Annotated in this window: 18 protein-coding genes and 8 pseudogenes; 8 read left to right on the top strand and 18 right to left on the bottom strand. The window is 61.6% G+C overall.

Going from position 1 to position 25,049, the window contains the following annotated elements; genetic code table 11:
* Nucleotides 1–43: 43 nt before the first annotated feature.
* From FHT98_RS25535 to FHT98_RS25565, 7 genes are all read right to left on the bottom strand, one after another.
* The gene (locus tag FHT98_RS25535; RefSeq protein ID WP_142115940.1) at nucleotides 44–1,618 is read right to left on the bottom strand and encodes an ABC transporter substrate-binding protein; all 1,575 of its coding nucleotides are present in this window, start codon (nucleotides 1,616–1,618) and stop codon (nucleotides 44–46) included.
* A gap of 76 nt (nucleotides 1,619–1,694) precedes the next feature.
* Nucleotides 1,695–2,180, bottom strand: a complete 486-nt coding sequence (locus FHT98_RS25540) for a GAF domain-containing protein (RefSeq protein ID WP_142115941.1) — start codon at nucleotides 2,178–2,180, stop codon at nucleotides 1,695–1,697.
* Nucleotides 2,177–3,100 (bottom strand): branched-chain amino acid ABC transporter permease, encoded by a 924-nt coding sequence (locus tag FHT98_RS25545; protein WP_142115942.1) that lies wholly within the window; start codon nucleotides 3,098–3,100, stop codon nucleotides 2,177–2,179. Before FHT98_RS25545 ends, FHT98_RS25540 begins: the two co-directional genes overlap by 4 nt.
* 1 nt (nucleotide 3,101) lies before the next feature.
* Nucleotides 3,102–3,965 carry a branched-chain amino acid ABC transporter permease gene (locus FHT98_RS25550; RefSeq protein ID WP_142115943.1) on the bottom strand — a complete coding sequence of 288 codons (864 nt, stop codon included), beginning with the start codon at nucleotides 3,963–3,965 and terminating at the stop codon, nucleotides 3,102–3,104.
* Nucleotides 3,966–3,977: 12 nt separating this feature from the next.
* On the bottom strand, nucleotides 3,978–5,192 hold the full coding sequence (locus FHT98_RS25555) for an ABC transporter substrate-binding protein (RefSeq protein ID WP_185745292.1): 1,215 nt from the start codon (nucleotides 5,190–5,192) through the stop codon (nucleotides 3,978–3,980).
* A gap of 41 nt (nucleotides 5,193–5,233) precedes the next feature.
* Nucleotides 5,234–5,941: an ABC transporter ATP-binding protein gene (locus FHT98_RS25560; protein ID WP_142115945.1), complete on the bottom strand. Its 708-nt coding sequence runs from the start codon at nucleotides 5,939–5,941 to the stop codon at nucleotides 5,234–5,236.
* Complete coding sequence (locus FHT98_RS25565; protein ID WP_142115946.1) at nucleotides 5,938–6,702, bottom strand: ABC transporter ATP-binding protein; 765 nt, start codon at nucleotides 6,700–6,702, stop codon at nucleotides 5,938–5,940. The genes FHT98_RS25560 and FHT98_RS25565 overlap by 4 nt, the downstream gene beginning before the upstream one ends.
* Before the next feature lie 299 nt (nucleotides 6,703–7,001).
* Here FHT98_RS25565 and FHT98_RS25570 point away from each other — a divergent pair, with 299 nt between their 5' ends.
* Complete coding sequence (locus FHT98_RS25570) at nucleotides 7,002–7,796, top strand: MurR/RpiR family transcriptional regulator (protein WP_210244440.1); 795 nt, start codon at nucleotides 7,002–7,004, stop codon at nucleotides 7,794–7,796.
* Between the two features lie 191 nt (nucleotides 7,797–7,987).
* Nucleotides 7,988–9,016 carry a proline racemase family protein gene (locus FHT98_RS25575; RefSeq protein WP_142115948.1) on the top strand — a complete coding sequence of 343 codons (1,029 nt, stop codon included), beginning with the start codon at nucleotides 7,988–7,990 and terminating at the stop codon, nucleotides 9,014–9,016.
* Nucleotides 9,017–10,069: 1,053 nt separating this feature from the next.
* Here the strand turns inward: FHT98_RS25575 and FHT98_RS25580 are convergent.
* Together FHT98_RS25580 and FHT98_RS25585 are read right to left on the bottom strand one after the other, a co-directional pair.
* Nucleotides 10,070–10,803: pseudogene (locus FHT98_RS25580) on the bottom strand (IS3 family transposase); the annotation flags it as partial.
* Nucleotides 10,804–10,899: 96 nt separating this feature from the next.
* Nucleotides 10,900–11,966: pseudogene (locus tag FHT98_RS25585) on the bottom strand (IS3 family transposase); the annotation flags it as partial.
* Between the two features lie 331 nt (nucleotides 11,967–12,297).
* Here FHT98_RS25585 and FHT98_RS25590 point away from each other — a divergent pair.
* Nucleotides 12,298–13,242: an IS110 family RNA-guided transposase gene (locus FHT98_RS25590; RefSeq protein WP_142115950.1), complete on the top strand. Its 945-nt coding sequence runs from the start codon at nucleotides 12,298–12,300 to the stop codon at nucleotides 13,240–13,242.
* Between the two features lie 22 nt (nucleotides 13,243–13,264).
* Here the strand turns inward: FHT98_RS25590 and FHT98_RS25595 are convergent.
* Nucleotides 13,265–13,526, bottom strand: a pseudogene (locus tag FHT98_RS25595) (transposase); the annotation flags it as partial.
* Nucleotides 13,527–13,626: 100 nt separating this feature from the next.
* Between FHT98_RS25595 and FHT98_RS26545 the strand changes: the two are divergent.
* Nucleotides 13,627–14,046, top strand: a pseudogene (locus FHT98_RS26545) (transposase); the annotation flags it as partial.
* An 84-nt stretch (nucleotides 14,047–14,130) separates the two neighbouring features.
* On the opposite strand, the gene FHT98_RS25605 reads toward FHT98_RS26545, so the two are convergent.
* The 7 genes and pseudogenes from FHT98_RS25605 to FHT98_RS25635 all read right to left on the bottom strand — a co-directional run.
* On the bottom strand, nucleotides 14,131–15,711 hold the full coding sequence (locus FHT98_RS25605; RefSeq protein WP_142115952.1) for an ABC transporter substrate-binding protein: 1,581 nt from the start codon (nucleotides 15,709–15,711) through the stop codon (nucleotides 14,131–14,133).
* A gap of 8 nt (nucleotides 15,712–15,719) precedes the next feature.
* The gene (locus FHT98_RS25610; RefSeq protein ID WP_142115953.1) at nucleotides 15,720–16,703 is read right to left on the bottom strand and encodes an aminotransferase class IV; all 984 of its coding nucleotides are present in this window, start codon (nucleotides 16,701–16,703) and stop codon (nucleotides 15,720–15,722) included.
* On the bottom strand, nucleotides 16,693–18,189 hold the full coding sequence (locus tag FHT98_RS25615) for a M81 family metallopeptidase (RefSeq protein WP_142115954.1): 1,497 nt from the start codon (nucleotides 18,187–18,189) through the stop codon (nucleotides 16,693–16,695). The genes FHT98_RS25610 and FHT98_RS25615 overlap by 11 nt, the downstream gene beginning before the upstream one ends.
* Nucleotides 18,190–18,291: 102 nt before the next feature.
* A complete protein-coding gene (locus FHT98_RS25620; RefSeq protein WP_142115955.1) occupies nucleotides 18,292–18,996 on the bottom strand; it encodes a helix-turn-helix domain-containing protein in 705 nt (234 codons plus the stop codon).
* Between the two features lie 290 nt (nucleotides 18,997–19,286).
* Nucleotides 19,287–20,023: pseudogene (locus FHT98_RS25625) on the bottom strand (amino acid ABC transporter ATP-binding protein).
* Nucleotides 20,016–20,680: pseudogene (locus FHT98_RS25630) on the bottom strand (amino acid ABC transporter permease). Before FHT98_RS25630 ends, FHT98_RS25625 begins: the two co-directional pseudogenes overlap by 8 nt.
* Nucleotides 20,681–20,695: 15 nt before the next feature.
* Nucleotides 20,696–20,911 (bottom strand): annotated as a pseudogene (locus FHT98_RS25635) (amino acid ABC transporter permease); the annotation flags it as partial.
* Between FHT98_RS25635 and FHT98_RS25640 the strand changes: the two are divergent.
* A pseudogene (locus FHT98_RS25640) lies at nucleotides 20,890–21,539 on the top strand (SDR family oxidoreductase); the annotation flags it as partial. The pseudogenes FHT98_RS25635 and FHT98_RS25640 overlap by 22 nt on opposite strands.
* Nucleotides 21,540–21,679: 140 nt before the next feature.
* The gene (locus FHT98_RS25645; protein ID WP_142115956.1) at nucleotides 21,680–22,396 is read left to right on the top strand and encodes a GntR family transcriptional regulator; all 717 of its coding nucleotides are present in this window, start codon (nucleotides 21,680–21,682) and stop codon (nucleotides 22,394–22,396) included.
* 20 nt (nucleotides 22,397–22,416) lie between these two features.
* Here FHT98_RS25645 and FHT98_RS25650 read toward each other — a convergent pair whose 3' ends face one another.
* Nucleotides 22,417–22,767 carry a RidA family protein gene (locus tag FHT98_RS25650; RefSeq protein ID WP_142115957.1) on the bottom strand — a complete coding sequence of 117 codons (351 nt, stop codon included), beginning with the start codon at nucleotides 22,765–22,767 and terminating at the stop codon, nucleotides 22,417–22,419.
* Between the two features lie 97 nt (nucleotides 22,768–22,864).
* On the opposite strand from FHT98_RS25650, the gene FHT98_RS25655 reads away from it, so the two are divergent.
* Both FHT98_RS25655 and FHT98_RS25660 read left to right on the top strand, forming a co-directional pair.
* Nucleotides 22,865–23,944: an ABC transporter substrate-binding protein gene (locus FHT98_RS25655; protein ID WP_142115958.1), complete on the top strand. Its 1,080-nt coding sequence runs from the start codon at nucleotides 22,865–22,867 to the stop codon at nucleotides 23,942–23,944.
* Nucleotides 23,941–25,044, top strand: a complete 1,104-nt coding sequence (locus FHT98_RS25660; protein ID WP_142115959.1) for an ABC transporter ATP-binding protein — start codon at nucleotides 23,941–23,943, stop codon at nucleotides 25,042–25,044. The genes FHT98_RS25655 and FHT98_RS25660 overlap by 4 nt, the downstream gene beginning before the upstream one ends.
* The last annotated feature ends 5 nt before the right edge of the window (nucleotides 25,045–25,049 follow it).

The raw sequence follows: 25,049 nt of genomic DNA on the forward strand, positions 1-25,049 counted from the left end.
GCTCCGGTATCCGGCCCCGCATGGCGGGGCCGGTCTTATGCATTCAGTTGATTTTTACCCACTGGAAGCGGACGACACCGTCAGGCATCAGCACCGCATCGACATTTTTGTGGAGTCCCCAGGCCAGCCACTGCTGGTGAAGCGGGATAACCGGAACGTCCTCTTTCAGGATCGTCCACACCTTGTCGACCAGAGCAGTACGGGCCGAATGGTCGATCTCGACCTGGATCTTTGATAAAAGCTGGTCAAGTTCGGGGTTCGAGTAGCCTCCGCCATTAAATGTCCCACGCTGGTCCGTACGAGTAGCCAGCAAGCCGATCATCGGATTCAGCGCATCGTAGGTGACGCTCGTCCAACCGTTGAGATAGAAGCTCGATTTGCCATTTAGCCACAGCTCGAACCACTTTGACTTTGTCTGGGCATTCAGCTTTGCCCGGACACCAATCCTGGCAAGCATTGGAACGATAGCCTGGCAAATGCGCTCGTCGTTCACGTAACGATCATTCGGGCAATCAAATCCGAGCTCGAAGCCCTGGGCGTATCCTGCTTCCGCGAGCAACTTTCTAGCACCTTCGAGATCGACCTTTGCCCTGACATTTTGAGCTTCGGAATAGCCTTGAAGGCCAGGACCGACGAGAAGTGCGGTCGGCGTGGCCGCACCTTGCATGACCACTTTGACGATTGCTGGCTCGTCGATCGCCTTCGCAATCGCCTGACGGACGCGCTTGTCCTTCAGTGGATTCTTTCCTTTCACAGATGAATCGGGCAGCTCGTCCCGCTTGACGTCGAATGCAACCAGGATCGTACGTAGCTCGGCCCCCTCTAAAAGCTTGACGTCCGCGGTGTGCTTCAAGCGCTGCAGGTCCTGGACCGGCACAGGCTCGATCAGATCCACCTGTCCACCTACCAGCGCTGCGACGCGTGTCGCCGGGCTTGTAATAGGCGTAAACACGATCCGCGACACATTACCCGTGTGCTTGTCCCACCAATCTGCATTGGCTGCGAAAACCGTTTTCTGGCCAGGTTGGCGTTCGACCAGCTTGAACGGACCAGTCCCATTCGCATTGAGGCCCGCAAAATTCTCCTTATTCTGACGAGCGTCCGCCGGTTCCTCCGCCCCGTTAGCGAGCGCCCATTTGGCCGAGAGAATGTAGAGAGACGCAAGCTGCCTCGGCAGAATTGGGTTTGGCTCATCCGTCGAAATCGCGACGGTGCCCTCATCAACCTTCGACACATTTTTTATCGTCGCAAGCGACGGCTTCATATCGGAGCCGGGAGCCGCGGCCCGCTTCAGAGAGAAGACAACGTCGTCGGCTGTAAACGGCGAGCCATCATGGAATTTTACACCCTTGCGGATGTGAAAAACCCAAGTTTGCGGATCCTTTTGTTCCCAGCGCTCAGCCAAGGCGGGCTCAAACGCGAGGTCCTTATTGATCCTCACGAGGCCTTCGTAAACCGAACCGAGCATTCCAAGGGTGAAGGTTTCATAGAACCCATGAGGATCCATGGACCTAAAGTCCCCTTGTGATGCGTAACGAATTTCTTTCGCCGCCGCGCTCGTAGCGAGCCCTAAAACCCCAGTGAGTGCTAAAGCAAGCACCTTCGCCTTGATACTCATATCCCCTCTCCTCTTCTTGGATGTAGATTTATTGGATCCAATTAGGCGCGGTAGAACTCACTGCCGCGACGACTTGTCAGGCCTTCGTTTGCGCCCGCTGCAAAGTTAGGAAAGCGGGTATTAGGAGCGGGGCTACGTCCTGAGCGATCTGCAGATGCCCCTGTTCGTAGTGATGCTCGGCGTTATTGAGATTCAGAGTTCCCAAACACGCGCCGTTATATAGGACCGGCACATTGATTGCTGAGCCAACTCCGAGGCTCTCCATAAAAGCATGATCGAAGAATGCCCATCGAACGCCTGATCGATCGCGAGCTAGAAAGCATTGATGATCCCTGAGAACCAGGTCACCCCAAGGCGTTTTCCTCATCGGCTTTCGGCCGCCTGAAGGATAGTTACTCTCATCGCTTGAATAGACACGAGCGACGTCATCACCATCGACGATCAAAAGCGTCATGTAGATGTGCCCCACCGACGCCTGGAGATAATGATCCAGGGCGTGGAAGAATCGCGTGGGCTGTCCCTCAGGGGCCAAAGCGTGCGCTAGGGAAATGACATCGCTCATCGCGTTGCCTGCTGTGAAGTTGCTGTAAAGCCTGCCTTAGGGATTTGCTCCGGAAACAACCCGGCGGGCTTCCAGCGCAACACCGCGATGAGGGCGGCACCAACTAGCATTTCACGCATGGCGGCAGCCTGTACCGCAGAGATGTGAGGAATCGCACCCGCCATGAAGCGCGTCGCCTCGAGGTAGAAAATTACCGCGAACGCACCAATGACAACGCCCGTCGGTCGGCCGACGCCACCCGCGCTCACAGCGAGAAAAATGTATATTGTGAGCAGAGGCTGGAAGTGATCGGGCGAGATATAAGATTGGAAGTGAGCGTACAATGCCCCCGCAAGAGCGGAAATAGCGGCGGCAACTGAGAATGCGACAAATTTGAAATGCTTTACCCGCTTACCGGCGAATGCCGCGAGCTCTTGATCCTCCCGGATTGACTTGAGCGCCCGTCCATAGGGAGAAACATCAAGCCGGCGGAGAAGCAGAAGCGCGATGACCAGTATGAGCAACACAAAGCCGAGGTAAAATGCGTTGAAACCGAATGGCCCCAGTTCTTGCTTGAATGGTGTTGGGATGCCTGAATATCCCTCTGCTCCTCTCGTAAGCCACCTCTCGTTGAGCGCAACGAGCCGTAGCACTTCAGCGAATCCGAGTGTCACGATTGCTAGATAGTCGTCGCGCAATCGAAGCGTGGCGGCGGTCACTAGCAATCCAGCAGCAATGCCAATGCCAACGGCAAATAGCATGCCGAGGAAAACAGGCGCCCCTGCCCCGGTCAAAACGGCGGTCGCATAACCTCCCAGCGCAAAGAAGCCTGCCAATCCGAGATTGGCCATGCCAGCGGTGCCCCAGACGAGGTTTAGCCCTAGCGCGAGCAACCCATAAATCCCGCCGACAGTGGCGATAAAAATGAAATAGGACAGCATATCAGTGTGCCCTTTCGCCAAGCAGACCACGGGGTCGGAACGTCAGCATCAGAAGAATCGCCGCAAAACCGACAGCCGACCGATACAGCGAAGGCACGACGAGGAGCGCGAGTTCTTCAGCAATTCCCAAGGCAAGAGCCCCCGCAACTGCGCCCGGTATCGAACCCAGTCCACCAAGGACAGCAGCAGCAAACACGGCAAGCAGTATGCGATTGCCGATGAAGGGGTCGATGGACGTCTCTAGTCCCAGCAGTACACCGCTCATTCCAATCAATGCAGCGCTTAAGGCGACAGTGAAGTTAGCGATTTTGTTCGGATCGATGCCCTTTAGACGCGCCAGGTCGGCGTTGTCAGCGACTGCGCGCATAGCCCGTCCGAACCGCGTGAATTTCAAGAGAGCAAAGACCGCGATCATTAGTGCGCAAGCGCATAACATCGCACGGATTTGAAGCGGCCCTACGCGCAAGTCTCCAAAGACGATGTCCTGTTCAATTGGGATATTGAAGCTTCGCAGCTCGTTGCCGTAGACAAAACGCACGATATTTTCGAGCACCAGGTTCAATGCGACAGAGCCAATGGCGATCATGAGTGAGCCGGCGGGCAGAAGCGGCGCAAGAATGCGCCGCTCGCCCACTACTCCCGCCATCCCCGCAACAATGGCAGCGACGATCAAAGCGGGCAGAACCCCGGCTAATACGTGTGCGTCAACTGCCCAGCCCGCAAAGGCCCCAATGGTCGCATAAGCGGCAATCGAAAAGCTTGGATATCGCAGGACCGCGAAAATAGTGGTGAAGCCGATGGCAGGAATTGCCAATAGGCTCCCCGCCATCAAGCCGTTTAAAAACGCTTGGAAAACCTCGGTCATTACCAATCCGCCTCAGGAAATGGAGACCAAGGTCAACTTTCCGCCCTTGACTTCCTCGTAGCGGAAGCGTGCGTCGGTAATGTCGCCCGTTGAGCTGAAATTACAGGGCCCGCTCGCCCCATCATAGTCGAGGGGCTTTCCGCTCGCGAGGATTTTCACCCCGTCGGCAAAGTTGTCCGCCTTTTCCCCGTTGCGCGCTTGGATAACATTTCGGACGGTATCATGGATCAGCAAGCCGCTCGGCTCTTGCTTCGATGCAGCCAAAGTCAGCGCCAGAATGTTGATGTGGTCGTAAATCTGAGCCGCGTAAGGCGTGGGCACCGCCATTCCGGTCAGTTTCGCGACCTTTTCAAATGCCTTGGAGCCAACGACCGCCGAAGGCGAGATGGCGACAACGCCCTCAGAAACTTCAGGCGGCACGCCGTCGACTACCGTTTGATTGAAGGCAAATCCGTATGCGACCTTCATTCCCAAGAAACGCGCACGATAGATGTCTTTCAGCAGCGCGACCGTGTCAGGCAGATATCCTGCAAAGGAAATTGCATCAGGCTTGAAGCGTATGATCTCGTCGACCTCGGACCGGAAGGTCGGCTTCTTGTCGTCGTAAATCAGGGACATGGTCTCAACACCCTTAGGTTTCAGGATGCTGACCATTGCGTCATAGATCGTTTTCGCAAACGGCGTGGGCGCCGACGCAAAGGCTACCCTTTTTGCCCCTTTCTCCAAAAGATAGGTGCTGACGCGCTGCGCTTGAAAAGTGGTATTCGGCTGCGTCCGCAGGATGTATCCTTGATGGGGCAACTGCGTGATCGCGTCGGCTCCCGACACTGTCGTGAGCATCACTTTGGATTCCCAGCAAACAGGCGCAATCGCCATCGTAACTGCCGACGAACCCGAGCAGCACACTGCCACTACCTTATGAACGTCAATCAACGTCCTCACGGCCCGCACACCAGCTTCAGGGTTCGACTGATCATCTTCGACGATGATCTCAAGTTTCCGGCCATTTATTCCACCGGCGGCGTTGATCTCATCAACCAGGCCACGCATCACTTTCGCGGTAGGGGGACCATCCACGCTATTCCCGCCCGTCAAGGGAGCAATGCCGCCTAGGCGAATAGGACCAGAGTTCTGAGCATTTGCCACGACTGGAGCAAGGCTTGCCGCCAGCGCGGCGCCCGCTCCAGTGATAAACTGACGGCGGTCGAAGTTGATAATGTTTCGCATGGTCTTCCCCTTCGTTTTTGATTGCGTTGTAGATGCCGGCCTCATCCTCCAAGGAAGAGGCGTCTAATTTCAGGATCCCTCGCGAGATCTTGGCCTGCTCCTTCAGCAGCAACTTTTCCGGAAACCAACACGTAGCCGCGGTGAGAGATGTCCAAGGCTTCGATGGCGTGCTGCTCGACCATCAGTATTGGAAGTCCTCCCCGATTGAGCGAGACGATAGCGTCGAAAAGCTCCTCTGCGGCTTTGGGGGAGAGCCCTGCAGTGGGTTCGTCAAGCAAGATAAGGCTTGGTCCGGCCATAAGGCCCATCGCCATAGCTAGGATCTGCCGCTGCCCTCCAGAAAGAGTTCTCGCCAGCGCCTTCCGCTTCGAGTTCAGCATTGGATATCGCTCGTAAATTTCAGTGACCCTGGCGCCTTCCTCCGCCGGTGCGAGAAATGAGCTAATCGATAGATTTTCTCCGACGCTCAGGGCGCCGAAGACGTTTCGCTCCTGGGGCACGAACGCGATTCCTGCGCGTGCGCGGCTCATGGGATCGAGGTTAGTGAGGACGGTATCCCCTAGTGTGATACGCCCTGATTTGAGGGGAACGAGGCCGGCGACCGCTTTGAGAAGCGTAGACTTTCCCGCACCGTTCGGACCAATAATTGTGACAATCTCGCCTGGCGCCACGCGGAGCGAGGCACCCTTCAGGATGTTTTCAGCTGCGCCGTAGCCGGCAACAGTATCGTCTACCGCCAGCAGGCTCATTGACGCCTCCCCAGATACGCTTCCTGTACTCTGGGGTCTTCAGAGACGGCATCGAAGCTTCCCTGCATCAGAGTTTGGCCTTCGGCCATGACGATCACGTTCTTGCAGAGCTTCCGGATTAGAGCCATGTCGTGTTCGATTAGGCAGATTGAAATACCCTCAGCATTTAGAACGCGGAGATGATCGCTTATTTCTTCTGCAAGAGACGGATTAACGCCGGCCATGGGCTCGTCGAGCAATATCAGCTTTGGCTCCGCCATCAGAGAACGCCCTATTTCGACGAGCTTCTTCTGGCCACCGGAAAGAGCTGTAACGGGGTTGTCGATCACATGCCGGAGCTTTAGGCGTCCCGCTATCGACCAGGCCCGCTCCGCGAGCTCCGCCTCTCTCTCACGGTTTTCCTTTGTGCCCAGCAAGGCCGCAACCAAGCCTTCACCCGGTTGAGCGGGCCCGTAAAGCATCAAATGTTGGAATACACTCAGCTTTGGAAAGCCGCGGGCCAGCTGGAATGTGCGAACTAGGCCACGACGAACGAGCCGGTCGGGTCGCACACCAGCGCACTCGTCTCCAATGAAGGCGATGCTTCCGGAAGTCGGCGGGAAAAGCCCAGAAACGACGTTGAAGAGAGTAGTTTTGCCAGCGCCGTTAGGCCCAATGAGCCCAGTGATGGCGCCAGCCTCGACGCAAAATGTCACTCCGCGCAGGACGCGAGCTCCGTAAAACTCTCGGACCACATCGCGGATAGTGAGGACGTGAGTCATGGCCACCTCACTGCACGGCTTCATGAATTCCAAAGCGGCGAAGGACTGGCAACTGTAGATTGGATCCATACTGCAACATGTCTTCCCCTCAAGGTGCTCCTCTCTGCCATCGGCGAGGGCCCTCGTTATCGGTATTGCGCTGTCACGGCGTTCTATGCGACGCTTGCAACAACATTTGCAATCGGCTTTCGATAATGTCAACCGCAAAAAATGGTGCAGCTGAAATGACGGTCCAAACCGTGGAAGGGTGGATCCACGATAGGGTGAGGCATTTGCACCTGTCGCCAGGAACAACGGCGGTGCTGAACGCAGCTGTTATGAACCCCGCAAGCGCGGCATATACATCGGCAGCTGACTTGGCCCGTGTTGCGGAAGTGAATACGGCGACCGTGACTCGCGCGGCACAAGCGCTTGGGTTCTCGGGTTGGCCAGAGTTTCGTCAGGAGATCCGGGCGCGTTACATCCGCTCATTCACGGCCCCTGAACTTGCGACACTGCACGATGAGCAAGCGACCAGTTCGGCCTTCGGCGACACCATCAAGCAACAAATCGCGGATTTGAATTTCGTCCGAAAGAATGTCCCGCGGCAGAAAATCAAGGCATTTGCTAAAGGGCTCGCACGCGGTGATCGTAGAATTATCCTAGCGTGGGGGAGCTCTGGCGGCGTCGGTCGAATATTAGCCCATCACTGCGGGATAGCAGGTTATAGATCCGAGTTCTATGATGACAGCATAGCAGCGGCAAATGGACTTGCGGATTGCGGCCCGAGAGATGTTGTCGTCATTATTATGTTTTGGCGTCTTTATAATCCGTCTCTAGTCGCGGCTGAAACTGCGCGCAGGAACGGCGCAAAAATTCTCCTGATATCGGATTCAACCAAGTCTCAACTTGCTCAATACGCAGACTTAGTTATAGCGATCCCTGCTGAAGGGGCTTCCTATTTTCCGGCTCTAGTCCCCTGCTTGTCGGTCATTGAAAGTGTGTGCTCAGAGCTTGAGGGAATCGACGTCGACCGAACTCGCAGGTCCATCAGTCTCGCGGAAGCTCAGTGGCAAAGCTTCAACATTCTTCGCTCCCGAGATTTGCCGGAATGACGCAGACCCACCCTTAAAGAATGGACACAGCCAACTTGACGGCCTCATAACCTCAAATTACCCTTCACTGGATCCATTCTACAAGTCGCAAGGCAGCTTATGAATTGGACGCCTGCTCGCCCACCCACATCGTGCGCAGAGTCTCCTAAAGCCCCCCTGGGCCCCGTTCGATCCGATAACGTGAGAGTGAAATGCACCTAGACCGGGCAATAACAGTCGTGGGAGCCCATGCCGAAGGGGAGGTGGGACGCGTCATTACGGGCGGTATCCTTCCCCCAAAAGGTTCAAATATGTTCGAAAGAATGCAAAATCTTGAGAGAGAGAGCTCCTGGCTGCGAAACATGCTGCTCTTCGATCCACGCGGCAGTGTTAACGCCGCGGTAAATCTCATCACTCCGGCATGCGATCCCACCGCGGACTTCGGCCTTATTGTGATGGAGTCGGACTATTTCGTTCCGATGTCAGGTTCAAATTTGATCTGCACGGTCACAGCAGCGCTCGAAACGGGCGTGATTCCGATGCGTGGCCCTAACACCCTTGTTCGTGTCGATACCCCAGCCGGCCTTGTTGAGGTGGAGGCCGAGTGTAGAGACGGAAAATGCAAAAAAATCAGCTTCCGGAACATTCCCTCGTTCGTTATGCATCGAGACAGCATAATCGAGGTGCCGGGTATCGGTTCGCTGCGGGTAGACGTAGCTTACGGCGGAATGATCTATTGCATTGTCGACGCGCTCGATCTGGGGCTGACGTTGGACCGGAGCGAAGCTCGGAAGCTAGTCGAGATCGGCGAGCAGATTAAGGCTGCCGCGGCTGACCAGCTTCCTTCAATCCACCCCGGTAATCCGGAAATCCACACCATTAATCAGGTGGAATTCGCCGGCCCGCTTGGCATCATTGATGGCGTCAAGACGTCGAAAAACGCTGTTGTCGTTTCGCCGGGCCGTCTGGATCGGTGCCCTTGTGGAACCGGAACCTCCGCTAGGATGGCTCTTTTGCACGCCAGGGGTAATCTTGTAATCGACGAACCTTTCCGACACCTGTCAATCCTAGACACACAGTTCGATTGCCGAATTCTTGAGACCGCTACCGTGGGCGAAACACCTGCCGTTGTTCCGCTCGTCTCGGGAAGGGCGTGGCTCACCGGCGTGAGCTACTATGGCGTTGACCCGGAAGATCCCTTTCCAGAAGGCTATCGACTGTCCGATACGTGGTTCAACTAGGCGACTCCAAAGGGCGAGGGCGCATCTGCATCGCCCCAGCCTCGCGGTTGGCATTTGGACCCTGCGTTAACGCTTCCGGCCCCGAGTGAGCCCTTCGACGAAGATTCGCGAATTTATGCCCGTAGCGCCAGCGACGACAAAGGACCGATCGTAGCGATGCTATCGGCGCTCGATGCCGTCAAAGCCTGAGAGCTGCCGTTGAGAGACAATATACGCTTTGTTCTCGAGGGGGAAGAAGAGTCCAGATCAAAGCATATCGCGGGTTTCGTAAGATCCTATCCCGCGCTGCTTGAATCAGATGCGTTCTTTTCTTGTGATGGTCCTACCTACTACACGGGCCAGACGACCGCCTGGTTTGGGCAAAGAGGCACGTCAACAGCCGAAATCACTGTCTACGGCACATTGTTCTTTGTACAGGACATTTCACCAATTTCGCGCCCAGCGCTGCTGAGTGGTAGCGACATTGCTCTCGCCAATGAAATCGCCTGATGGGCGCGTCACTATCGACGGCTTTTACGATGATGCAGAGCAGCTTTCGTCAACTGAGCTTGAAGCCTTAAACGCCCTCCCCTCTGCCGACGATCACCTGAAAAATCTGTATGGCTTTTCCGGCCCGGCCGGCAATGGCCAGGGTATGCTCGTAGTCTGCACGAAACCGGGTTAAACGTTCGCGGCATACATAGCGGCTGGGTCGGCGAAAATGCGCGACATATTGTTCCCGCTGTCGCCTCCGCTTCAGTCATGATGCTGCTTGTTAAGGGCATGAACCACTCAAAGACATTAGAGCTTCTGAAAGATCATGTAAAAAGCTAAAGCTACCACGTGGCTACAACGGATCCCGATCGAGAAATCAGGACTACCCACCCGCTCATTGCGAAAATCACAGCGGGATGGGACTTCAAATTGCCTCCGTTCCGGACGTCGTTGGACTTGGCCATCTCGCGAAGGATTGTGACCTGAGACCCATTTCTCCTCCGGTCTGAGGGAGTGGCGTGGGGTTTTTGATCCGAGACCGTTTGCTGGACCGCCGGAGGCTGGAGTTTCCGGCCTTGATCACGGCGGTAGGCTGGGTGCTCCGCCGGGATTTTGCAGCAGGATCGGAGGCTTGTTGCCGATGGCCCCGTGCAGCCGATCCTCGTTGTAGTATCTGAGCCAAGTCTCCATCTTTTCCTCCGCATCCGCAAGCGTCAGGAACCAGTGGGTATTCAGGCACTCACTGCGGAAGCGGCCGTTGAACGCATCGATGAAGGCATTGTCCGTCGGCTTGCCTGGCCGCGAGAAGTCGAGCGTGACGCCCTTGGCATAGGCCCACAGATCGAGATCGCGGCTGACGAATTCGGAGCCCTGATCGACCCGGATCGTCTTCGGTTAGCCCAGTTTCGCGCAGACCCTTTCGAGCGTGGCGACGACGTCCTCGGCCCGGTAGCTGAAGCGGGGATCGATCGCCGGCGAGAAGCGCGAGAAGGTGTCGACCACCGTCAGGATTCGGATTGCGACCCGTAGCAAGTTGGTCATGGACGAAATCCATCGCCCAGACATCGTTGGGCCGTGTCGCCGGCGCGCGATCCTCGCGCAGCTTCGCCTTGACCCGGCGCTTGGGCGTCTTGTTCCGGAGTTGCAAGCCTAACACATGGTAGATCCTTCGAATCCGCTTCTGATTAACATGCCAGCCCTCGCGTCGCAGCAGCACGGCGATAGCCGTAGCGAACACGGGTCTCGCAGATAGCCTTGATCCGGGCTGCCAAGGGGGCCTGGTCGGGCCGGCACGATTTGTAGTGGTAGCTTGAGGTGTGACCTGAGACCCTTTTCTCCTCCGGTCTGAGGGAGAGTCCTGGGTTTCATTTCTGGCCTCAGGCGGCCTGTTTTTCCAGCGTGGATTTGAGGGCAAACTCGGCGGGCGTGATGTTGCCGAGGGCCGAGTGGGGTCGGTTCCGGTTGTAGTCCTCCTTCCATGAGCTGATGGCGCTGCGGGCCTCGACGAGCGTCGAGAACAGCGTGTCGTTGAGGCACTCGTCCCGAAAGCGCCCGTTGAAGCTTTCGACGAAGGCGTTCTGTGTCGGCTTGCCGGGGGCGATGTAGTGCCACTCGACGCCGGTCTCCTGGCACCAGCGCAGGATCGCCATCGAGGTGAACTCGGTGCCGTTGTCGGACACGATCGTCCCCGGCCGGCCGCGCAGGCGAATGACACCATCCAGTTCCCGAGCCACGCGCAGGCCCGAGAGCGAAGTGTCGGCGACGAGCGCCAGGCACTCGCGCGTGTAGTCGTCGACGATGGCGAGCACTCTGAAGCGGCGACCGTCCGAGATCGTGTCGGACAGAAAATCGAGGCTCCAGCGCGCATTGGCCCGATCCGGCACGAGCATGGGCCTGCGCGTGCCCAATGCCCGTTTGCGGCCACCACGCCGGCGCACCTGCAACTTCTCCTCGCGATAGAGCCGCCGCAGCTTCTTCTGGTTCATCACGATGCCCTGACGGTCCAGCATGATGTGGATCCGGCGATAGCCGAACCGCCGGCGCTCCGCCGCCACGGCCTTCATCGCCTCGCGCAACAGGTCATCGTCCGGCCGGGTGCTCGTGTAGCGCACCGTCGAGCGGTCGATCGTCAAGGCCAGGCACGCCCGACGCTGGCTCACCGCATGCACCGTGCAGGCATGAGCCACCGCCTTCCGCTTCGCGTCGGGCGTCACCATTTTTTTGCGGCGACGTCCTTCAGGATCGCGTTATCGAGCATCTGCTCGGCCAGCAGCTTCTTGAGGCGGGCATTCTCATCCTCGAGGGTCTTCAGCCGACGCGCATCCGACACGTCCATCCCGCCATACTTCGCCTTGAACTTGTAGAAGGTCGCCGAGGAGATGCCGTGCTTGCGGCAGACGTCAGCCGTCGCAGCTCCAGCCTCCTGCTCCTTCAGCATCCCGATGATCTGCTCTTCCGTGAACCGTGAGGGGCGCATCGTCCGTCTCCGTGAGTGACGGACTCTACTCAAATCTGGAGGAAGATCAGGGTCTCAGGTCAGGTGTCGAACTCAAGGACCGCACAGGCCCGCCGGATCGACACCTGCCATTCGCCACACATCGCGCCGACAAGCTCGCGCTTGCGACCAGGCCTTGTATCTCACGGTTGCCGACCGGCTCTGAGCCGGGGAAGCTGTCGACGGAAGGGAGCCCGTACAGGCCTTGGGTGATTGAGCCCGCCTCTGAGCATGGGGCCCCGCCCGTCGGTTCCAGAGGAGCCCGAACAGTCGCTTGGGCCGCAGTGCGAGCCCGGATTTGCAAGGACGGGTCATGGAACAACCTCCAGCGCCGCCGAGCTTCGTCGCCATCGATGTCTCGAAGGATCGTCTCGATGTCCATGTTTTGCCGTCTGGCGACGCGTTCGCGGTCGCCCGTAACGGCAAAGGCTTGGACAAACTGCTGACAGCCCTTCGCTGCCGATCCGTAGGCCTCATCGTGATCGAAGCGACCGGAGGATATGAACTCACGGTATCAGCCGCAATTGCCGCTGCCGATCTACCGCTCGCCGTTGTTAATCCGCGTCAGATTCGGGATTTTGCTCGTGCTACCGGGCGGTTGGCGAAGACCGATGCGCTCGATGCCGAGGTTATCGCGTTGTTTGCTGAGCGCATCCGCCCGGAAGCGCGCCACTTGCCTGGGCCAGATGCACAAGCACTTGCGGATCTGGTCGCGAGGCGGCGTCAACTGGTCGAGATGATCGGCATGGAAGGCAACCGCCTACGCCAGGCGCACACTCCGCTTATCCAGAAGAGTCTGAGGGCAACGCTCAAAATGCTTGAGGCGCAACTTGCCGCTCTCGATCACGACATCGACAATACGGTTCGCGCCTCGCCTATCTGGCGTGCCGCGGATGACCTTCTTCTGTCCGTTCCAAGCGTCGGCAGCGTCACAGCTCGTACGCTGATTGCTGATCTTCCAGAACTCGGGCGCCTCGATCGGCGAAGCATCGCCTCCCTTGTCGGCGTAGCGCCCGTCAACCGCGACAGTGGCACCTGGCGCGGCCATCGTGCGATAGCCGGCGGGCGCCCCACCGTACGGCGAACGCTGTTCATGGCTGCTCTCGTCGGCGTGCGCTGGAACCCCGTTCTCAAAGATCAATATCAGCGGCTGGCACGAGGGCGTCCGAAGAAAGTCGCCCTCGTCGCTTGTATGCGGCGCCTCCTCACCATCCTCAACGCGATCATCCGGAGCGCGACGCCATGGCAAAACGCTTGACGCGAAAGACAGTCGCTCAGAGCTTTCGGCGGATCACGTCACTGGAGCATCTCAGGGTCCAGTGCGAGATCGGCGACGAGCTTGCGCAGCTTCGCGTTCTCGTCCTCAAGCTGCTTCAACCGGCGCATCTCGGCCGGCAGCAGCCCGTCGTACTTCTTCTTCCAGTTGAAGTAGGTCGCCTGGCTGATCCCGGCCCGCCGGCAGATCTCCGCCACCGGAATCCCATCCGCGCCCTGCTTCAGGATGAATGCCTTCTGCGCGTCCGAGAACTTCGAATCCTTCATCGTCTTCCGCTCCTCCCAGCCCAAGGGAAACGACGCAGAAAACTCTAGCTCAAAGCGATCCAGTTTTCAGGGCTCAGATCACGAGCGGTTCGAGACCACTGTCCCGCATGGTCATTGGCAGACCCAGACCTTCATCGCGGCCTTGCGCTATGACAGGTGGAGGACCCCTGGGTCCTGGATGGTCCGATCAATGGCGCCAGTTTCCAGGCCTATGTCGAGGCCGAATTGGTGCCGACACTGAAGCCAGGCGACATTGTCGTCATGGACAATCTCGGCTCCCATAAAGGCAAGGCGTGCGTCGGGCCATCCGCAAAGCAGGAGCAAAGCTGCTCTTCCTGCCCAAATCTTCCCCCGACCTGAACCCGATCGAAAATTCTTCTCCAAGATCAAACACTGGCTACGCGAGTCAAAGCCACGCTCGCTCGCTGACATCATCGGTGCCCTCAAGGACATCCTGCAAAACGTCACCGCGCAGGAATGCGCCAATTTCTTCGCAAGCTCAGGGTATGACCCGACTTAATTACATAACGCCCTAGACCAGAGGGCTTACGTTGTTGCTGATGGCCCCAGCGAGAGTTGGCGTCCTGAAAGCTGAGCAATTGCCTCAAGCGCGGCGCACGTTCCAGAATAACGATGAAGAGGCCGTTAGAATGCCCTGGATGTTGCTGCGATGAGCAGTCTTGGGAATGACCTGGCCGAGCGGGACGACAGGAACGGTCTTGAAGGCGCTCTGCTGGATGTCGTCCAGCAGCTTTTGCGACTGCGAAGCATCCGTGCTTTCAAGCCACTGCGCGGTGAGGCTCTCCATTTCCGGGCTGTCATGCCAGCCGAACCAACCCGATGGGCCAGCTCCTCGAATGTAGAGGTTCTCCGCCGGATTCGTGACGGACGAGCCAGGCCAGGTCGTGTGGAAAATGCTCCAGCCGCCGCGGTCCAACGGTTCCTTCGACGTGCGGCGTTGGACGACGGTGCCCCAGTCCATCGTTTGCACGTCGACGTTCAGGCCGAGCTTCTTCAGCAGGTCCGCGGTGACATCGCCGAGAGGCGCGATCATCGGGTGGTCGGCGGCGTGGAGCAGGACGATCTTCTCGCCCTTGTAGCCCGAGGCCTCGATCGCGGCACGGGCGGCTGTCAGGTCCGGCGGCTGCTTCATCAGGTCGGTGCCCAGTTCGTTCACGCCCGGCAGGCCGCAGGGGAACATCGCGCGGCACGCACGGTAGCCGCCCGCGTCTCCGGCCGTGACCGTCTGCAGATAGTCGTCCTGGTTGACGGCCGCGAGGATCGCCCGCCGCAGCGCGGCATTGTTGAAGGGCGCGTTCATGTGGTTGAAGCGCATCCCGAGGATCAGTCCGTAGGGGTCGAGCGCCCTGACGGTGATGTCCTTCGAGGCGAGCGTCGGAAGGAGGTCCGGGAGGGGGCGCTCCCACCAGTCGACCTCGCCGCGCTGCAGCGCGCCAGCCGCCGTCGCAGCGTCCGGGATGACGTGCCACTCGACCCGGTCGAAATTGACCCGCTTGCCACCGGCCGTCCAGTTGGCGGGCTCGTCGCGCGGCACATAGCCCTCGAACTTCTCATAGACCATCCGCGACCCGGCGACGAACTCGCGCGCCGAGAAGCGGAACGGTCCCGAGCCCACGATCTCGGTCACCGGCGTCATCGGGTCCGAGTTCGCGATCCGCTCCGGCATGATGAACGCGGCAGAGGAGTGCGGCTTTCCGATTGCGCGGAGGAACTGGGGGAACGCCCGCTTCAGGCGAATGCGGATCGTCTTGTCGTCGACCGCCTGCCATTCGTCCACGACCGCGCCCAATGCCTGGCCGAAGCTGTCCCGCCGGCTCCAGCGCTTGAGGCTCGCCACGCAGTCGCGCGCCCGGACAGGCTCGCCGTCGTGAAACTTGAGCCCGTCGCGCAGCGTGATCTCGTACGTCTTGCCCTCGTCGAAGACCTTGGCCCCGGACGCCATCTGGGGCTGGGGCCGCAACTGCTCGTCGACGCCGAACAGCGTGTCGAACACGCAGTAGCCGTGCGTCGTCGAGACCGCGGCCGTCGTCACGATCGGATCGAGGATGGCGAGATTGGACTCGGGAATGAACTTCAGCGTCCTCGCGGCCGCGTTCTGGGCGATCGCAGGGCGGGCGATCGCGGCGGCGCCGGCCGCGCCGAGGAAGGTGCGTCTGTTGAGCATTGGAGGTCCTACTCTGCGGCGAGGATGGCGGAAGCGGCGGCGTAGTCGACGGGCTCGCCGTGCCAGCCATCGGCTCGGCGCTGCCAGTAGGCGGCGTGGATCTGGGCGGTGAAGGGGCCGGGGCCGTTGCGGATCGCCCTCCCTCCGACCGAGGTCACGGGGAGGACCCCGCCCGCCGTGGTGGTCAGAAAGGCCTCGTCGGCGGCGAGCAGCGCCTCGACCGGGACATCGGTCTCCTCGACCTGAATCCCGGCATCCGCGCAGATTTCCATCACCGTCCGGCGCGTCATGCCGTCTAGCATGCCTGTCCGCGGCGTGAGCAGCCTGTCGCCCTGGCGGACGAAGATGTTGAAGCCGGGGCCTTCAAGGACGTTGCCGTGCCCGTCGGTCAGCACGACGGTCTCGGCCCCGTTGTCGAACGCCTCGAGGAGTCCGAGTTCGAAATCGAGCCAATGGTAGTGCTTGACCATCGGATCGACGGACGCCGCCGGCACGCGGTGGCGGCTGCCGACATGGACGTGCAGGCCGCGCTGCTGCACTTCGGGCGTCGCGATCCACACATACGGGATGCAGAAGGCCTGGAAACGGTTGGCGCAGAGGCGGATGTCCCGGCTGCCGATGGGCGGCCGGCCTCGTGTCATGATGATCTGGACATAGGCGTTGTCGTAGCCGGCGGCGGCGATCAGCGAGTGGACCACGCCGCGAACCTCCTCCCGGCTCAGCGGCGACGCCATTCGCAGCCGTTCGAGCGAGCGCCAGAACCGGTCCAGATGGTCGTCGAGCCTGAAGAGCAGGCCGTCCCAGGCGGAGATGGTCTCCTGGCACGCGTCGGACCGCAGGAAGCCCCAGTCGAGCAGCGGGAGCGTCGCCTCGGCAACCGGCACGAGTTTGCCGTCGATCCAGGCCGTTCCGTCGGCGAAGCGCGGGTCGGCCGGCTCCCGGCCACGGGAGCGGGAAGGCGCTGGCCACGAGAGCAGCTGTTCAGTTGTCACGGCGGGGCTCCATGAAGACGGGGTTGTCCTGGTCGTCGCAGGGCCAGAACGGGCGCTTCTTGACGCGCCACTCGATGCTTGCGAGGTCGGGCGTCGTGGGGCCTGCCCCGCCGACCATGATCCAAGAGGTCCGCTCGTCGAGCAGCGTGCGGAAGTTCATCGGGTTCTTCAGCACGGCGATCCTGCAATCGCCGATATCGACGCCCGCGGCGCGGTACTGCTCGTCGCCGTACTCGTAGGTCGCGTAAGTCGGCACGACGACCCGGAGCTTCCCCGCGCGGATGACCGCGGTCGGGCCCATATTGCCGGGCGTGCCTGCGCTTATGCCGCCGGAATAGGTGAAGCGGCCATCGTGCAGGCTCTCGACGACGCCGTCCACCTCGGCCGGCGGGTGGAACCGAGGGTCGAGCGCGGAGCCCACATTGACGCGGATCAACTGGCCAATTCCGAGCGCGAACGCCCTGGCCGCGACATCCGGGTCGACGACGAGCACCGCCGCCTCCACCTCGAGGCCGGCGTGCAGCAGGGCTGCCAGCACGGCGGGGGCGTCGCCCGGGGCTCCGCCACCGACGCAGTCGGGCGCATCCGAGATCAGGACCCGGCCGGGCCGTCGCACGGCCTCCCGGATCGCGTCGTCGGGCGACCGGCAGGGAATCTCGAAGTCCCGGCGCCTGTCCCACATCGCGAGGACCATCTCCTTGGCGACGGCGTCCGCCGCGTCCTCGTCGCCGTCCGAGACGGCGACGCCCGCGATGCCGAGGTCGTCGATGTCGAGCCATGGCTGGACAGGGAAGTAGCTGGCGGAGAGAGCCCGCCCGCCGCTCTCGGCCAGCCGGGCGAGGCGCCTGACCTCAGCCATTGGTGCGGTGCCGTTGGTCGAGCCCCCAGCCACCGGCAGCAGCGCGTCGATCCGCTTGAGGCGCGTCACCGGCCGGATGCGGCCGTGCATGGTCGCCGCGAGCAGCTCCGCCGCGCGCCGTCCCGTGCCGTACGCGTCGATATGTGGGTAGGTCTCGTAGCCGACGAGGATATCGGCATTGTCGGCCATTCGCGGCGTGACATGCGCGTGCAGGTCGAGGCTCGCCGCGATCGGCACTCCCGGCCCGAGCACCTCACGGAGCGCCGCAATCAGCGCGCCCTCGGGGTCGTTCTCGCCCTCGCAGATCATGGCGCCGTGCAGGGCCAGGAAGACGCCATCGACCGGCTGGCTGAGGACGCCTGCTACAATCTTGTCAAAAGTCTCGCGATAGAACGCACCCTCGACGATGCCGCCCGACCCGCCATGGGCAACGAGCACCGGGACGACGTCGAGGCCCTCTTTCCGCAGAGCCTCCCATGCTCCGGCGACAGCCAGGTCGCGGCCCTCGATCGCCGGGAGGATGTCGTCCCCTTCCGCAAGGACTTTGCGCGCAAACTCGGCCCGTCGGTGGACCTGGGACGAGAGTGTGTTGCCCTCGAATTCGAAACTAGCCAGCGCGACGCGCATCGGTGCCCTCCCGTACAGGGAGAGTATCCTGATATTTTCGATGTCGGCAATATATTTTCGATAACGAAATTTATGCGATGCACTGCATGCGGAATTATCCGGTCACGCTCCCGGCCGCTGCTGCCGAGCGGCGCGGTCAACGACTTCAGCTTCGCCGAAGAGCTCGCGCAGCGAGCCGGAGAGACAGATCGACAGCATGCGCGCGTCGCCCTTCCCGACATTGACGAAGGCGTGGGGCATGAGGCTGTCGATATAGGCGCTGTCGCCCTTCTCGAGGCGGACCGGGCCGTAGACTTCCGTGTAGAGCTCGATCGCGCCTGCGATGACGTGAATGTACTCCTCCCCGGGGTGGCTCGCCCACTGGTCGGCCGGCAGCACCTCGCGCGTCTTTATGGTCATTAGCAGCGGGATCATCGCCTTGCTGATCAAGTCATTGCACGGAATCTCGTAGTTGTAGCTGCGGAACCCGAAGCGGATGCCCTCTCCCGCCTTCGTGACCGACCGGCGGCCGCTGGCGAACTTCTTTCCAGTCGGGGCCAGCACGTCGTCGAATTGCAGCCGGAGCGCGGAGGCGACACGCGAGACCGTGTCGAACGAGGCTCCGCTTTTGCCGTTCTCGACTTTGGATAGCGTCCCGATCGCCACTCCGCTCGCCTGGGACAGCTGCGTCAGCGTCCAGCCACGCATCCGCCTGGCCTTCGCTATACGATTGCCGATCGAGGAGCCGGACGTTTCGGTTTCGCCTTCCTCCGGCGCCCGGTGAACGGGAACCTGCAGCGCGGCGGCTCGCTTTCTGGGTGACTTCATGTGCGACGGTCGTTTTTCAAATCGGAAAGGACTGGCTTTCACAGGGAAGCGGATGCTAGGCTAAAATCCGTCCCCGCTGAACTTCAATGTGACCGCTCCATTGCGGCGGACGTGATCGAGCTTCCGAGGTCGTCGCACCCGATCGTCGGAGATTATTTACCCGAGCAGAAAGTCGATCACCGTTCGGCGCCGATGCCAAAAGCCTCTTGCAACCAACGTCGGAGTGGGTTCGTGGTCGCTTCCTCGACGGAACTGCTCCGAGGTGGGCTGCAAGGATGGGCCGGATCGGTTCAGGCGAGTTCCCGCTGAAGGCTGGCCCTGAGAAACGCCGCGGTCTCCGCCTTCTCGGGTTCGGCGAATATCTGCTTTGGTGGGCCGATCTCGGGGATCTTGCCGTGGTGGAATAAGGCGACGCGGTCCGAACCTCCCTTGCGAAGGTCATCTCGTGCGTGACGACGACCATGGTCATGCCCTCGGACGACAGGAGCCTCATCGTGTCCAGCACCTCTCCGACGAGTGGGGGGTCGAGCGCGGACGTCACCTCGTCGAACAGCATGTAGCCCGGCGACATCGCGAGTGCCCTCGCAATCGCCATGCGCTGCTGCTGGCCTCCGGAGAGCCGGGACGGGTAGGACTCGAGCTTGTCGGAGAGCCCGACCCTGCCGAGCTTCTTGACCGCAATCGCTTCCGCTTCGGCCCTCGTTTTCCCCAGGACTTTCCGGGGGGCGATCATGACGTTCTCAAGCACAGTGAAATGGGGGAACGCGTTCCACTGCTGGAAGACGATCCCGATCCTGCGCCGCAGCCGGTTGAGGTTGGTGCCCTTGTCGTGCACCACCGTGCCGTCGACGAGGATACGGCCTGAATCGATCGGCTCCAGCCCGTTGATGGACATCAGCAACGTGGACTTCCCGGAGCCAGACCCTCCGATGATCGAGACCACTTCGCCCTTGGCGATGGTCATCGTCACGCCTTTGATCACGTCGAGCGGGCCGAAAGACTTATGGACGTCTTCGATCTCAATCATTCTCGCGCCATTTCTTTTCCAGTCGGCTCGCCAGCCGCGCGATCGGGAAGCTCCTCAGGAAGTAGATCAGCCCGTCACCGAGAGGACGAAGAGGGGCTCCTGGATGCGGGTGATGACGCTCTGCGACGCGCGCAGCAGCTCGATGATGCCGATCCACAGGACGAGCGCGGAATCCTTCATGACGCCTAGCGTCAGCCCGATCCAGCTCGGCAGCACGACCCGCAGCGCCGCCGGCGCCACGATGTACAAGAGGTCCTGGTGCCAGCTCATCCCAAGGGAGCGCGCGGCCCGGCGCGTGGTGACCGGCACCGCGAGCACGCCCGCGCGCACGATCTCGGTGCAGTAAGCGCTCTTGTACACTGCCAGTACGATGCACCCCACCGCGAACACCGACAGGTCGAGGCCGATAATCGATTTGAACGAGTTCGCGAGGACGAACTGGATGAGGAGCGGCACGGACCGGAAGACGTCGAGGACGGCGCCGACGGGGCCGTTGACCCACCACTGGGGCGACAGCCCTGACCAGTCCGAGCGCGACCCCGGGACCGTGCCGCCGAGTACCGCCAAGAATGTTATCGACAGCGTGACCAGAGCGCCCTGCAGCATGTACAGCAGGTCGCCGGCGGTCAGGGCCGTGTGGAATGAGCCGAAGGACATCGACCTGCGTGACCCCTAGTACCGGAAGAGGCGCCAGGCCATGAGGCGGGCGGCGGAGGTCACGATCTTCGTCAGGCCGTAGTAGATGACCGCCGCGATCGCGAAGTACTCGAACGTGCGGAAGGTCTTGGTGTTTAGGTCCTGCGTCACGCCCGTTAGATCGCTGTTCAAGCCGACGACGACGCCGAGCGAGGTCATCACGATCGCCCAGACCATCTGGTTCATCATCGGGCAACGGCGGGACTGCCGAGGCATTCGAGTGGGACCTCGCCGACATCGCGGGGGCCGAAGACCGATGCTCGGCCATCGAGTCGCGCCTTGGAGCTGTCGAGGTCCTGGTCAACAACACGGGCGGCCCGCCTCCCACTCCAGTCGCGGGCCAGGCATCGGCTCTCTGGCAAAAGCATTTCGAGGCGATGGTGCTCTCCTTGATCACCACGACAGACCGGTTGCTTCCCGGAATGCGCGAGGCAAAGTGGGGCCGGATCATCACCAGCACCTCGTCCGGCGTCGTGGCCCCCATACCCAATCTCGGCATCTCGAACGCGTTGCGCCTTCGCTCGTCGGCTGGTCTAAGACACTGGCCCGCGAGGTCGCCCGGGATGGCATCACGTCCAACATCATCCTACCGGGCCGGATTGCCACCCGTAGGATCCAGGCCCTGGACGAGGCGAAAGCGAAACGCGAGAACAGAGGCGTCGAGGACATCGTGAGCGAGAGCGTGGGTTCCATTCCGGCCGGACGCTACGGCCGGCCTGAGGAGTACGCCGACGCGGTCGCGTTCCTCGCGAGCAGCCGAGCGTCCTACATCACCGGCTCGACGCTCCGCGTGGACGGGCGACTCATTTCGAGTATCTAGCTGAGCCAATACCGACCACGCGGTGGAGGACTGCTGCTGTCGCGCTCGCCGCTTCCCAAAGCGATGCCGTTCGGCTAGTTTGCCGCTCGGCCTGACATGTCAAGACTCTGGTTGTCAGGCGCTCAACTGCGGGGCCGGCATTGCAAGAGGCGACAGAAGGGCAGCTCAAGGACTACCTGTACGAGACCCTGAAGCTGGCGATCATCTCCTGCGAGCTCCCGCCAGGAACAGAGCTTTCGGAGGGCTACCTCGCGGCGCGCTACGCCGTCGGGAAGGCGCCGGTGCGGCACGCTCTGTCGCGGCTTGGCCAGGACGGGTGGGTGAAGAGCGTCCCCCGCAGCGGCCACATTGTGACGCCGATGACGATCGAGGACGTGATCGACATCTTCACGATGCGCGAGATAGTCGAGCCCGAATCTGCCGCGAGGGCGGCCGGAAACGTTTCGGAGACTAAGCTCAGGCGCCTCAACAAGGCCTGCGCGGCGCCGTATCGCGTCACGGACGTGGCGGCCAAGCGCCGTTTCCTGCTCGCCAACCGAGACTTCCACGTCACGATCGCCGCAGCCTGCGGAAGCCCGAGGCTGGCGCGCTCGGTGGAGAGGCTCCACGACGAGTCGCTGCGCGTGCTCTACTTGAGCGCGAGCGAGCGGGAGCTGTCGGACGACTGGTCGCACGGGCACGGGCCCATGATCGACGCGTTGGTGGCGGGAGACCGCGCCGCCGCCCACCAAACGACGCTCGACGGCATCAAGCGCAGCCAAGACCGCGTCATGGGCGTGTTCGCGGCTGCGCCCGAACTGATCACGGGGCATCGGACCCTGCGCGGCGCGGCGCACGTCTCCGCCGCGAGGGCCTGAGCCCCCGCGGCTTCGCGGTCCTAGTCGACCGCGGCGACGACCTTGATCTCGACGAGGTGGCGCGGCGTCGCGAGAGGCGCCCCCACGGTTGCCCGCGCCGGGGCCTCACCCTCCGGCATCCAGGCCTCCCAAATCTCATTCATCTTGGGAGCATCCTCCATCGAGGCGAGCCACACCTGCGCAGAGAGTATCCGCGTCTTGTCGGTTCCGGCCTCGGTGAGGAGGGCGTCGATCTTTGCCAAGGTCTCCCGGGTCTGGACCGAGACGTCTGCCCCGAGATCGTCTGCCACCTGTCCGGCAAGGTAGGCGAGTCCGCGATGGACGACGAGCTTGCTCAGGCGCTTGTTGGTGCCGCTTCTCTTGATCGACATATGTCCGCTCCATTGATGGAAGTCGGTCGATTGACATGTCAAATCTGACATGTCAACAACTGGAGCCAGAGGCGTTTACGCCCGATGGAGGGGATACATGAGCAAGATCGATTTAGGCCAAGGCCCGTCGCGCCGCCGCTTCCTCGGAACCGCCGTCGTGGGCGCCGGAGCAGTGTTCGCGCCGGCCGTTTGGGGGCTCAGGGCGCAGGAAGGCCGGCGGATCGTGGTCCGTGATCCCGGCGGGCCGTACACGCCCGGCTTCACACTCGCGTTCTACGACCCGTTCAAGAAGGCGACCGGCATCGAGGTCGTCGGCGTGGTCGGGCAGCACGACCCGATCGCCTACATCCGAAGCATGGTCGAGACGAAGAACTACGTCTGGGACGGCGCCCTGCTGAACCAGATGTCGCACGACGTGCTGATGGGCTCGAAGTCCGGACCGCTGCTGGAGAACCACGGGGCGTCGGCGGGGGGCATACCGGAGAAGTTCGTCACCCCGAGCTTCATGCCCGTCCTCGCCCTCCAGACGATCTTCGGGTACCGGACCGACGCCTTCTCCGGAAAGACTGCTCCCGGCTCCTGGGCCGACTTCTGGAACGTCAAGGACTTCCCCGGCCGCAGGTCGCTTCGCAAAGCGCCTCAGGACACCCTCGAACAGGCACTGCTCGCCGACGGCGTCCCCGCCGACAAGCTCTACCCGCTCGACCTGGACCGCGCCTTCAAGAGCCTCGACCGGCTGAAGAGGGACGTGCAGATCTGGTGGACAGGCGGCGCGCAGACCTCCCAGCTGCTCAAGACGCGCGAGGTGGACCTCTGCCCGACGTGGAACGCCCGCGCGCAGACGGTCATCGACGAGGGCGCGCCGGCTAAGATCGTCTTCAACCAGGGACTGCTGGGAACCGAGGGCTTCTGCGTCATCAAGGGCGGCCCGAAGGCCGACCTGGTGCGCGAGTTCATCGCCTTCACCCGCGATCCCCAGCGGCAGGCCGCCTACACCCAGCACCTGTCCTACGGTCCCGTCCACCCGGACGCCTACAAGTTCATCGACGCGGAGCGGGCCAAGACCCTGCCCACCTCGCCCGAGAACATCCGCAGCGCCGTCCAGATCGACACGAAGTACTGGGCCGGCGCGCAGGACGCCGTCCAGGAGCGCTTCAACGCCTGGCTCCTCGGATGAGCGCGGCGAGCTCAGGCAGGCCGATCAAGCTAGCCGTCCGCGAGGCCGGCAAGCGCTACGCCCAGGTGGTCGCGCTGGAAGGCGCGACCTTCGACCTGGCGGAAGGCGAGTTCGTCACGCTGCTCGGGCCCTCCGGCTCGGGCAAGACGACGCTGCTGATGATCGTCGCGGGCCTCATCCTGCCGACCTCTGGGCAGGTCATGATCGACGGGAGGCCGGCGACGAACCTGCCGAGCTACGACCGCGACATCGGCATGGTGTTCCAGAGCTACGCGCTCTTCCCGCACCTCACGGTCGCCGAGAACATCGCGTTCCCCCTTGAGATGCGGAAGTGCCCGAAGCCGGAAATCGAGGAGCGGGTGCGCAGGACGCTCGACCTCGTGAAACTCGGGCAACTGGGCGACCGGCTGCCGTCACGCCTCTCGGGCGGGCAGCAGCAGCGCGTCGCGCTGGCGCGGGCCATGGTCTACCGCCCTTCGATCATCCTGATGGACGAGCCGCTGGGCGCGCTCGACAAGAAATTGCGGGAGCACATGCAGGACGAGATCCGCCGGCTGCACCGCGAGCTCGGGATCACGGTCCTCTATGTCACGCACGACCAGGACGAGGCGATGGGTCTGTCCGATCGCATCTGCCTCATGAACAACGCCCGCATCGAGCAGATCGGCACGCCGAGCGACCTCTACTTCAGGCCGCGCACGTCCTTTGCCGCCAACTTCATCGGCGAGTCCAACCTGCTGCCTGTCACCGTGGGCCGGGATTCCGGGCAGCTCCGCTCGGTGTCGACCGCCGCTGGCGCGGACCTTGTCGGCCAGGCCCTCGAGGTCAGCCCCTCGTCGGGCCCCGCACTCCTGGCGGTCCGGCCCGAGCGCCTGCGCCTCATCGGCGATGGGCAGAGGGCCGACAACGAGCTCGCAGGCACCGTGCGAGAGACGGTCATGCTCGGCGCTCTCACCCGGGTCTCGATCGAGCCTGCGGGCGGTGGCCACCTCGTCGCCCTCCTCCTCACGGCCGGCGACTGCCAGGTGGGCGAGGGGCAGGCCGTGCGCGTCGGATGGGACGCCGACGCCGGCATCGTCCTGCCCGCGCACGCAGCTTGAGGCGG

The sequence above is a fragment of the Allobosea sp. AK1 genome (assembly GCF_006714945.1).
GTDB classification, from domain to species: Bacteria; Pseudomonadota; Alphaproteobacteria; order Rhizobiales; family Beijerinckiaceae; genus Allobosea; species Allobosea robiniae.

Bases quoted from the DNA above. Each gene is read 5' to 3' on its own strand.
- FHT98_RS25565 (WP_142115946.1), bottom strand. From the start codon at position 6,702: ATGACTCACGTCCTCACTATCCGCGATGTGGTCCGAGAGTTTTACGGA.
- FHT98_RS25555 (WP_185745292.1), bottom strand. From the start codon at position 5,192: ATGCGAAACATTATCAACTTCGACCGCCGTCAGTTTATCACTGGAGCG.
- FHT98_RS25615 (WP_142115954.1), bottom strand. From the start codon at position 18,189: ATGCGCGTCGCGCTGGCTAGTTTCGAATTCGAGGGCAACACACTCTCG.
- FHT98_RS25550 (WP_142115943.1), bottom strand. From the start codon at position 3,965: ATGACCGAGGTTTTCCAAGCGTTTTTAAACGGCTTGATGGCGGGGAGC.
- FHT98_RS25540 (WP_142115941.1), bottom strand. From the start codon at position 2,180: ATGAGCGATGTCATTTCCCTAGCGCACGCTTTGGCCCCTGAGGGACAG.
- FHT98_RS25660 (WP_142115959.1), top strand. From the start codon at position 23,941: ATGAGCGCGGCGAGCTCAGGCAGGCCGATCAAGCTAGCCGTCCGCGAG.
- FHT98_RS25590 (WP_142115950.1), top strand. From the start codon at position 12,298: ATGGAACAACCTCCAGCGCCGCCGAGCTTCGTCGCCATCGATGTCTCG.
- FHT98_RS25605 (WP_142115952.1), bottom strand. From the start codon at position 15,711: ATGCTCAACAGACGCACCTTCCTCGGCGCGGCCGGCGCCGCCGCGATC.
- FHT98_RS25650 (WP_142115957.1), bottom strand. From the start codon at position 22,767: ATGTCGATCAAGAGAAGCGGCACCAACAAGCGCCTGAGCAAGCTCGTC.
- FHT98_RS25545 (WP_142115942.1), bottom strand. From the start codon at position 3,100: ATGCTGTCCTATTTCATTTTTATCGCCACTGTCGGCGGGATTTATGGG.
- FHT98_RS25655 (WP_142115958.1), top strand. From the start codon at position 22,865: ATGAGCAAGATCGATTTAGGCCAAGGCCCGTCGCGCCGCCGCTTCCTC.
- FHT98_RS25560 (WP_142115945.1), bottom strand. From the start codon at position 5,941: ATGAGCCTGCTGGCGGTAGACGATACTGTTGCCGGCTACGGCGCAGCT.
- FHT98_RS25620 (WP_142115955.1), bottom strand. From the start codon at position 18,996: ATGAAGTCACCCAGAAAGCGAGCCGCCGCGCTGCAGGTTCCCGTTCAC.
- FHT98_RS25575 (WP_142115948.1), top strand. From the start codon at position 7,988: ATGCACCTAGACCGGGCAATAACAGTCGTGGGAGCCCATGCCGAAGGG.
- FHT98_RS25535 (WP_142115940.1), bottom strand. From the start codon at position 1,618: ATGAGTATCAAGGCGAAGGTGCTTGCTTTAGCACTCACTGGGGTTTTA.